The organism is Microbispora sp. H10949 (assembly GCF_014161435.1).
Classification (GTDB): Bacteria; Actinomycetota; Actinomycetes; order Streptosporangiales; family Streptosporangiaceae; genus Microbispora; species Microbispora triticiradicis.
Genome location: NZ_JABBWZ010000031.1, coordinates 1 through 3,697, shown reverse-complemented (window position 1 = coordinate 3,697; position 3,697 = coordinate 1). Strand labels below are relative to the sequence as shown.

Below are 3,697 nucleotides of genomic sequence, written 5' to 3'. Positions count from 1 at the left end.
GGCCGGCGTACTCCCAGTGCACCAGGTCGTAGGAGCGCAGGACCGGCGCGCCGGGCGAGTAGTGCATCGTGGAGGCGGAGTAGTAGTAGGTGTCACCGACCCGGATGATGTCGATGTCGGCCAGGTCCTCCCACAGCACCGGGTTGGTGAACGTCCCCGAGGGCGCGCTCGGGGACGCCGACGGTGACACGGACGGGGACGCGGACGGAGACGCGGACGGGGAGCTGGTGCCGCCGTCGACGCGGACGAGCTGCCACTGCTGGTTGGTGCCGCCCCAGTCGGAGTACTGCACGATCTTGCCGCCGTCGGCGGTGGAGGCGTTCTGCACCTCCACGGCCTTGCCGCTGTTGCGGTTGATCAGCCGGACGTAGCCGTCCGAGGAGTCGGCCAGCCGGAACTGCTGGTTGACGCCGTTGCCGTCGCTCCACTGCACGACGGCGGCGCCGTCGGCCGTGGAGAGGTTGTAGACGTCCAGCACCTTGCCGGAGTGCCGCGACTGCACGCGGTAGTAGCCGCCGCCGGAGTCGACGAACCGCCACTGCTGGTTGTTGCCGTTGTTCCGGGTCCACTGCACGAGCGACCCGCCGTCGGCCGTGGAGAGGTTGTACACGTCCAGGGCCTTGCCGCTGTTGCGGTTGACCAGCACGTACCAGGCGTTGGTGTCGACGGTCGCGGCCGTGGCCGGCGCTATGGACACGAGCGCGCCGGCGAGCACGGTCGCGAGCGCCGCGAGCAGGCACGTCAGGACGGCCGCGGGCGATCGTCGCCGGCGCCCGGTCACGCGGGGCGGCACTGGCTGCATGTCTTCTCCTCTGGGGGGTGGAGGCGGTGGGAGACGGGCCCGCCCTCCCTCACTGGCGGAGGGGGGCGGGCCCGTCCCTGTGGCCCCCGGCTGTGGAAGGCGAAGGCCGGGGGCCGGATTCGGCGGATCGGGTGGGGCCGGTCGGCCGGTGGAGCCGGTCACAGGTCGGCGCGGTGCCGCCGGCCGTACCGGCTCCGGTCACGTCCAGGCGCGGGCCCGACCGCATGATGCTTCTCCTGTGAGTGCGAGGGGGCGGGAGCGTTCACGACCGGCGGCCGCCGTACGATCGGGCGCGGTAGTCCCGGGCAAGTTATCGCTAACATTCGGCCGCGCGAGGCACGGCACGAACACCGGCGACGGGCCGCTCCGGAGCGGGCTCCGCGGCCACGCCGGGCGCTCGCCGCGACGACACCTCGCGGAGGTCACGCCGCGCGTGGTCGTGCCGGGCCGGGGAACCGGTGGGCAGGCCCGCCCAATCCTGTGAGCGCTAACATTGCGGCGATGTGAACTCCCTTCTCACATCTGACGAATGTCGGTGGTGGTGCGGCGGAGCCAATACGACGGCGCGGAGCGTGTCAACACGCGGGCCTCTCCCAGGCGTTCACCCGCGGCCGGGAGGAGCGCCCGAACTGGGACGACCGCGAAGCTGCCGGTCCGCCCGCGGCTCGGCCCCCGGTGAAACTTTCACGGCCGCCGTCACGGCACGCGGACGCCCGAACCGCCGCGGATATCGCCCGGACAGGAGCCCTGCGGCCGGACGGCCGGCCCGGGTCCTGACGGACCGCCGCCGAGAGATCGACACAACGCCTTGACACGTTACGCCGACGTTTCCAAACTGATCCCCGGCGGCCTTCCTCCTGCCCGGTCGGTGGTGAACGGCAGGGGCCGCATGCCGGTGCCGCGGTCCGTGACGGGCCGTGTGCGACGCCGCGGGCGTCTTCCCGCGTTCATCCGCGTTCGTTTCAGCACTCGCTCTTCCCGCACCACCGTTCCGTCAGCACCACCTTCGGCAAGCACCCCGTTTCAGCAAGACCCCGTTTCAGCAAGCACCCCCGTTCATCAAGCACTGGAGGCTCAGGCATGGGCGAAACCGCCATACCTGTGAGACGAGCCCGGCGACGACTCGGCGGTTCCCGCCGGGTGCTGGCCGCCGGGGCTCTCGGCGTACTCGGGGTGGTGACGGCCCTGTCGGCCACCACCCCCGCCGACGCCGCGGCGAGCACCCTCGGGGCGGCCGCCGCGCAGAGCGGCCGCTACTTCGGCACCGCGATCGCGGCCGGCCACCTGAACGACTCGACCTACGTGGCGACGTGGGACCGGGAGTTCAACGGAGTCACCGCGGAGAACGAGATGAAATGGGGGCCGATCGAGCCGTCCCGCAACTCGTTCAACTGGGGCTCGGCCGACCAGATCGTCAACCACGCGGTCAGCAAGGGCATGAAGGTCCGCGGTCACACCCTGGTGTGGCACGCCCAGCTGCCCAGCTGGATCAACAACAACATGTCGGCCAGTGACCTGCGCTCGGCGATGACCAACCACATCACCCAGGTCATGAACCACTACAAGGGCAAGGTCTTCGCCTGGGACGTGGTCAACGAGGCGTTCGCCGACGGCGGCGCGGTCGGCACGCTGCGCGACTCGATCTTCACCCAGAAGCTCGGCAACGGCTTCATCGAGGAGGCCTTCCGCGCCGCGCGGGCCGCCGACCCGAACGTGAAGCTCTGCTACAACGACTACAACATCGACAGCGCCACCGCCGCCAAGACGCAGGGCGTCTACAACATGGTGAAGGACTTCAAGGCGCGTGGCGTGCCGATCGACTGCGTGGGCCTGCAGTCGCACTTCGGCAACCCGCCGTCGAACTACCAGCAGAACATCGCCCAGTTCGCCGCGCTCGGCGTCGACGTGCAGATCACCGAGCTCGACGTCGGCGGTTCGGGCTCCACCCAGGCCGACGCCTACCGCCGCGTCGTCCAGGCCTGCACGGCCGTGCCGCGTTGCACCGGCATCACCGTGTGGGGCATCACCGACAAGTGGTCATGGCGCAGCGGCGACACCCCGCTGCTGTTCGACGGGAACTTCAACAAGAAGCAGGCCTACACCGCCGTCCTGGACGCGCTCAACGCGGCGACCCCCAACACGAGCCCGTCGCCCTCGTCGTCGCCCACCTCTACACCGACGAACTCTCCGCCCCCCGGCGGCACGAGCTCGCTCAGGGGTGTGGCGTCGGGCCGGTGCCTGGACGTCAACGGCGCCTCGCAGACCAACGGCGCCACGGTGCTGATCTGGGACTGCAACGGCCAGAACAACCAGAAGTGGACCTCCACCAGCGCGTCCGAGCTGCGCGTCTACGGCAACAAGTGCCTGGACGTGAACGGCGCGGGCACGGCGGACGGCACCGCGGTCATCATCTGGGACTGCAACGGCCAGAACAACCAGAAGTGGCGCCTGAACTCCGACGGCACGATCACCGCCGTCGGCGCGAACAAGTGCCTGGACGTGGCGGGCAGCGGCACCGCCAACGGCACCAAGGTGCAGATCTGGTCGTGCACCGGCGCCAACAACCAGAAGTGGACCCGCGTCTGACCCTGTCCCCGGGCTGACCCACCCTGGTCCCCCACACTGGGCCCCCACCCGGGTCCCGACCACCCAGGCGTTCCCTTCCGGGAGGCGCCACGCCGAAGCCGGTCCGTCGCGCGGGCCGGCTTCCGGCTTTCCCGGGACGGCCGGCGTCTCCCCGCCCTGCCTGTGCGTCATCGGTGACGTCGCGGGTCTGTCCAATCAACGGTGTAACTCGGTCTTGATTGGTTCTATCGGGCGGTTGGGGTCAGGCGGCCTTCGAAGGTGATGGCGAAGGCGTTGAGGGCGGCCTTCCATCGGGTCACCCAGCGTTTG

At 70.2% G+C, this 3,697-nt stretch carries 2 protein-coding genes; one reads left to right on the top strand and one right to left on the bottom strand.

Features of this window, described 5'->3' with window-relative positions; all coding sequences use genetic code 11:
• On the bottom strand, positions 1-802 hold an 802-nt coding region (locus tag HHX40_RS35425), incomplete at its 3' end, for an RICIN domain-containing protein (protein ID WP_182878234.1).
• A gap of 1,101 nt (positions 803-1,903) precedes the next feature.
• Between HHX40_RS35425 and HHX40_RS35420 the strand changes: the two genes are divergently transcribed.
• Complete coding sequence (locus tag HHX40_RS35420) at positions 1,904-3,388, top strand: lectin (protein WP_310738419.1); 1,485 nt, start codon at positions 1,904-1,906, stop codon at positions 3,386-3,388.
• Positions 3,389-3,697: the final 309 nt, after the last annotated feature.